A 6000-nucleotide genomic window follows, 5' to 3' on the forward strand; every position below is an offset into this window, starting at 1 on the left:
CTATGCGAAATCTTGGCAGCAATCCCCCGTGACTACGTGATTTTTTTAACGTAGAGCGCGCTTTTTATTGCCAAGGTAGGCCATTTTGGCCTATAATCTTAATCAAGAAGACCGGGCACCCGCCACGGTCAATACCGGAGAACTCCGATGATCTACACAGCTAACCGCACCTTTCACCAACTCTATCGAGAATGGATACGCGAACGCCGCGAGCATATGCACAACGTTTTGACCTGGGAGCGTGATCGTTACGGTGCTCGTCTCGTCGGTCTGTTTTATCGTTACTGCAAGGTGGCCAACCCCTTTCCCCGTTGCACTCTGAATACTCGGATCAACTACCGCGCCCATGCGGTGAATCTGCCAGATTGGCCAGCCCGCAGCCTGGAGCTGAATAAAATGTGGCTCAGTTGGAGCGAAAAAAAGTAGGCCGATTTGGCCTATTTTTTATTGTACCCGCTTGACACAATAGGCCAAAATGGCCTATTATTTATCTCAGAAGGCCGGGCACCCGCCACGGTCAATACCGGAGAACTCCGATGATGCAAACAGAACTTAATCCCCTGATCTGCTCCCTGGTCGCCACCCCTCGCCGTATGGCTGCAATGCCTCGCCATGTAGGCCGCTTCTATGTGGTGTTCGAGTCGATGCTTTACCAGCAAATGAAAGGGCTCTGCCGCGAGTATCGCGGGGCTTATTGGCTTATGTGGGAGCTGTCGAACGGCGGCTTTTATATGGCTCCTGGGCGTCGTGATGAAATGCTGAACATCGAGGCTATGAACTACTTTAGTGGCCAAATGAGCGCCGATGCTGCCGGGATTACCGCTTGCCTCTACCTCTATAGCCATCTGTCATTTCACACGGAAGGCGCTGACCAGGAGCGGTTTTCAAGGCTGTATCACAGCTTGCGGGATTGGGCTTGTGAGCATGACGAAAAAGAGGCCATCTTGGCCGCAATAGACTAGCAACAGAAAGCCCCGGTGATGGCCGGGGCTCTTAAAGGAGGTGCATAGGTAGAAAAAGAAATGGTGCCCCTGGTATGGCTGCAACCAATCACAGGGGCTTTCACCGGTCAATTTGAGGATAAACGCGATGAATACGGATATTGTATCACTTGCAAAACACATTGGCGACGCTCTGACGGCCCGCCGCCCCGTTCATATGCCACGCATGAAGATGCGGGAGCTTGGCTTGCTCTTGGTTGAACTGAAGGCGTATCGGGAGGCCGCCGCGACCGTTTCCCATTGATGAAAAAGCCCCGGCATTGTCCGGGGCTATTTGAGGATTTATTGCATGATTAGACCTGAAACGCTTAGGCCGTTTGCTGAAGATTGGCAGGCTCCAACAGTCGATGAAATCAAAGAGGTGTTGGAGCTGATTAGGCAACGAAAAGGGCTTAGTAAGCCGCTCAGTGGTGTTGATGTTGCTGATCTAGTTGGTTTGCCTGGTGAGAGGGGCAGCGGAAAGGGAACCCGAACCTTCAGACGTTGGGTGAGCAAAACCAACCCTAGCCCTATTGCTTATGGTGCTTGGTCTATCTTGGCCCACCTGGCAGGTTTCGGGGCTATATGGGACGCTGACCGGGATTGAAACCATGACCGAACATAAGGCCGAACGTGCTCCCTGGGGAGACTTCCCGGCAGTAGTGAGGAACGGCGATCTAAAGGATCTCTCTAAAGAACCTGAATACGAAGCCGCCAAACATGGCGACCCTGCCGCCGCCTTGGCCATTGCCAGGCGTTTGATGAAACCGGAGACGGTCGATTCAGTGAAGGCCATGATAGGCGACCAGAAACCCAAGGTTGTGCCTGTCCTGGCTGTTGAGTCAGGGGGAAACAACAAGATCCCGTTAATGGCCGCGCATGTGCTCGCTGACCGTCTAGGGCTTGAGGTTGAATACAGCATTGTCCAAGCGGAAAAGGTCGGTCGTACAAACTCAAATGCTGATCATCGGCTGGCCATTAACCCGGCTTTTGTCGGGGAGGTCGAGCGTGACCAGCCTTATCTGATTGTCGATGATACGCTGGCGATGGGCGGCACCCTGGCCAGCTTGAGGGGCTACATTGAGAACAGAGGCGGCAAGGTCTTAGGGGCCGCTGTAATGACCGCTCACCCCGGATCGGTTGATATGCCTGTTAAGCCTCAAATGTTGGCAGCAATTGAGCAGAAGCACGGCAAGGCAATGGATGAATATTGGAGGTCTACATTTGGCTATGGAATCGAACAACTCACCCAAGGCGAAGCCGGACACCTCAGAAAAGCATTATCAGTTGACGCCATCAGAGATCGAATCACTGCGGCAAGAGATGCGGCAGGCTGGGGAATGGGCAAAAGCGGAGCTGAAGCGCCTGAACGCCCAGGAAAGCAAGAGTTAACGCCAGAACAGGCGAAGGCCGAAGACTTCAGGCAGCTATCAAACCAAGAGCTTCTGAAGAAGTATCCCGGCGATAAGGCGATCCAGGATGCCGCAAGCGTGTACGCTGTCGCGGATAAGTTCGCCCAGGTAAAAATTCAAGACGATGCAGAACGGGGGCGATTCGTTGACTCAGTAAGGGCGCGACTCGCTGATAACCTGGCCCTCGGGAAGGATAACCCAACCCCGAAGATTGCCGAGGCTGTAGAGCCCAAGCCCCGGAACCATGAAGACGATCTAGAGCGGTGAAGCCGCTACCCTGTCACCGACCCCGGCCATTGCGCCGGGTTTTTTTTGTTCGTTTTTCACTCCGTTGTATTGTATGTATTGTATGTATTGTATTAAAATACAATACATACAATACAGGGAGCCGAAGCCATGACCATGATTAAGCCTGAAATGAAAGAAAAGATCGTCCGAGCTGCTGAATCACTTCGATCTGAAGGGGTAGCAAAGCCAACAAATGAGCAGGTGCGCGAGCGCATGGGCGGCGGCTCTTTGTCTCATATCTCGCCGGTTATGCGTGAGTGGCGGGCCTCTCAAGAGCAATCGGACATTGTTGTAATTGAGCTGCCGGGGGAGCTGAAAGCCGGGTTTGATCGTGTGGCTGCCGAGTTGTGGCAGGTGGCTAGTAAATTGGCTGCTGCTGATATTGAAGCGGTTAAAGCTCATGCCGCCGAGCATGTGGCTATGGCAGATCAGGAGCGTGATGAAGCCCTGGACGAAGTGGCCCGCCTGGAAAGTGAACTAGATCGCTGTCGTGTTGCTGTGAGCGAAAAGGAGGCCGAGACTCGGGCCGCCCTCTCTGAAAAGATCACTATCGAGCAGAAGGCAATCGGCTTGGCTTCAGAGGTTGAGCGGCTGACTCAGGAACTCGCCGTTTGTCGCCAGTCTATCGAGTCGTTTACCTCTGATAATGCCACGCTCACCGCGAACCTGAAGGCGGCCAACCAGGAGATCGACAAGCTGGCCAAAGCCAACCAGGACAACCAGGGCAGCATCGAGGCGCTGAAGGAAGAACGGGCCACGCTCACCGCGAACCTGAAGGCAGCCAACCAGGAGATCGACAAGCTGGCCAAGGCCAACCAGGACAACCAGGGCAGCATCGAGGCGCTGAAGGAAGAACGGGCCACGCTCACCGCGAACCTGAAGGCGGCCAACCAGGAGATCGACAAGCTGGCCAAGGCCAACCAGGACAATCAGGGCAGCATCGAGGCGCTGAAGGAAGAACGGGCCACGCTCACCGCAAGCCTGAAGGCAGCCAACCAGGAGATCGGCAAGCTGGCCAAGGCCAACCAGGACAACCAGGGCAGCATCGAGGCGCTGAAGGAAGAACGGGCCACGCTCACCGCAAGCCTGAAGGCAGCCAACCAGGAGATCGACAAGTTGACTAAGCCAGCAGCGAAACGCCAACAGAAAAAAGACGCAGCCGACACCAAAGAGTAACCCATATCTATTGACGTAAACAGATAAAGTGTTATCTTTAAACGGCGGCCAAAATGGCCGCCTGTGATAGGGTGAAGGTCATGGCGCTGACCAACGAGGAATTTGAATCAGCACTAAAACACCTTCCCCGCCGCTTGGCTGCCAAGAATGTTGAGATCGCCAGGGCAATCCTGGTGCAGGGGCGGCGGCAGGTTGATTTAGTGAAAGAGTCCGGCCTAAGCCGTTCGGCGGTAGCGGCTTTGGTTAGGAAGGTGCGCCAAGCGCACGAAAAGCACGGCACCCCTCCGGCGGGCTGGGTACGTGTTTCGGTATGTGTGCCGGTCGATATGGCCCCAATAGTTAAGGCCATCGAGGATGAGGCATATAAACAGGCTAATAAACCAAAGGGTTGAGCATATGAAAATTGTTACTGTATCGAATCAAAAAGGTGGCGTTGGCAAGTCCACTACAGCGGTTCATCTGGCTATGGCGTTGCGCGAAAAGGGTATGCGTGTCGTCTTTGTTGACCTTGATCCGCAAGCGAACGCGACGAAGACCCTTACCGTATCCGGGAGCCCTGTAGCATTGGCCGCTAGTGCTCTTTTTGGCGTCGAGCCTTTCAGTCTGGCGGCGGGAGACGCTATTACCCTAATCGAGGCCGATCCCCTGATGGCTGATATGGAACGGGCTGATCCTGCCGTCCTAGCCAACTTTAAAAAGCAGGTGGCCACGCTGGCCAGCGAGTTTGATTTTTGCATCATCGACACCCCGCCGACTTTGGGCCTTCGCATGACTGCCGCCCTGATTGTGGCCAACTACGTGCTTTCCCCTATCGAGCTGGAAGAATACTCAATCGACGGGATCGAGAAGATGCTAAAAACCGTCTTCGGGGTAAAGAACAAGTGGAACCCGGATCTTAATTTCCTGGGTATGCTCCCCAACCGCTTCAATCCTCGCAGCGAAGCCCAACGGGAAACGCTCAAGCAACTGTTGAGCAAATATGCTCACCTGCTGATTGCCGCCAAGATTGGCATCCGTTCATCTATTCCCGAGGCGCTTTCTGAAGGTAAGCCGGTCTGGCATCTGAAGAAAACCGCAGCACGGGAGGCAGCTAAAGAGTTCCAGGAAGCCTTTAGCATTATCTTTGAAAAAATGGGGGTGGCTGAATGAGTGGTAAAGGGGCAGACCTCAGCGGGCTGGATTCGTTCAACCTGTCCGACCTGATGGGCGGGCCTGGTGCCGCGCCAGTAGAGGCGGCGGAACCAGAGAATAACAACCTGCTGATTCGTGAAGTACCGATCAGCAAAATCCATCCAGACCCTAACAACAGTCGCCAGCGAGTAGACCCGGCAAAAATCACCGAACTGGCCGACTCTATGAAGGCGGTCAGTAAGGTAACAGGCAAACAACGGGGGGTGAAAAACCCCCTTAGCCTGAAGCCTCACCCGGAGCTTGAAGGCGAGTTTATGATTAACGCCGGTTATCGGCGTTACCTGGCCGCACAGGAAGCGGGCCTTGATACCGTCCCGGCGTTTATCGACTCTGACGCCGACGAGTACGATAACGCCGTCGATAACATTCAACGGGAGGGGCTGACGGCCCTCGAAATGGCCCACTTCATCCAGCGTCAAATCGACAACGGAGACAAGAAATCAGAGATTGCCGGAAAGCTGGGTAAGCCCGCTTCGTTCGTGTCTGACCATATCAGCTTTTTCGAGTTGCCGGATTGCATTCGTGAGCTGTACGACTCGGGCCGATGCGTGTCCGTTCAAGCCTTGGCTATCCTGCATCGTTCATTCAAGAACTACCCCGACGAGGTGGAAACCTATTGCATCGAAAGCATGGTTGCCGAGGATGGGGACGAACTGACAACGGCAGACGTTCGCCGCTTCTGTAATGACCTGAAGAACCCGAGCACGGAGCCGGACAGTGACGACCAGGGCGGCGCAGGCTGGCCAGGTGCAGGCGGCGACAAAGAGCCGGACAGTGACGACCAGGGCGGCGCAGGCTGGCCAGGTGAAGGCGGCGACAAGGAGCCGGACAGTGACGACGAGGGCGGCGCAGGCTGGCCAGGTGAAGGCGGCGACAAGGAGCCGGACAGTGACGACGAGGGCGGCGCAGGCTGGCCAGGTGAAGGCGGCGACAAGGAGCCGGACAGTGACGAC

Annotated in this window: 8 protein-coding genes; all 8 read left to right on the forward strand. The window is 55.0% G+C overall.

Features of this window, described 5'->3' with window-relative positions; all coding sequences use genetic code 11:
• Positions 1-147: 147 nt before the first annotated feature.
• Entirely contained in the window at positions 148-426 is a 279-nt protein-coding gene (locus PG881_RS20735; protein ID WP_270802609.1) for a hypothetical protein, read from the forward strand.
• A gap of 110 nt (positions 427-536) precedes the next feature.
• The gene (locus PG881_RS20740; RefSeq protein ID WP_011191305.1) at positions 537-962 is read left to right on the forward strand and encodes an antirestriction protein; all 426 of its coding nucleotides are present in this window, start codon (positions 537-539) and stop codon (positions 960-962) included.
• Between the two features lie 127 nt (positions 963-1089).
• Positions 1090-1245, forward strand: a complete 156-nt coding sequence (locus PG881_RS20745) for a hypothetical protein (protein ID WP_011191306.1) — start codon at positions 1090-1092, stop codon at positions 1243-1245.
• 346 nt (positions 1246-1591) lie between these two features.
• Complete coding sequence (locus tag PG881_RS20755; protein ID WP_011191308.1) at positions 1592-2659, forward strand: phosphoribosyltransferase; 1068 nt, start codon at positions 1592-1594, stop codon at positions 2657-2659.
• 129 nt (positions 2660-2788) lie between these two features.
• A complete protein-coding gene (locus tag PG881_RS20760; protein WP_231070105.1) occupies positions 2789-3856 on the forward strand; it encodes a DNA-binding protein in 1068 nt (355 codons plus the stop codon).
• Positions 3857-3936: 80 nt separating this feature from the next.
• Complete coding sequence (locus PG881_RS20765) at positions 3937-4248, forward strand: TrfB-related DNA-binding protein (RefSeq protein ID WP_012477883.1); 312 nt, start codon at positions 3937-3939, stop codon at positions 4246-4248.
• 4 nt (positions 4249-4252) lie between these two features.
• Positions 4253-5005, forward strand: coding sequence for a ParA family protein (locus PG881_RS20770; RefSeq protein WP_011191311.1), 753 nt, complete (start codon positions 4253-4255; stop codon positions 5003-5005).
• A partial coding sequence (locus tag PG881_RS20775) for a ParB/RepB/Spo0J family partition protein (protein ID WP_270802612.1) occupies positions 5002-6000 on the forward strand: 999 nt, incomplete at its 3' end. The genes PG881_RS20770 and PG881_RS20775, both read left to right, overlap by 4 nt.

Origin of the sequence: Aeromonas sp. QDB54, from assembly GCF_027707385.1 — a bacterium.
GTDB classification, from domain to species: domain Bacteria; phylum Pseudomonadota; class Gammaproteobacteria; order Enterobacterales; family Aeromonadaceae; genus Aeromonas; species Aeromonas hydrophila.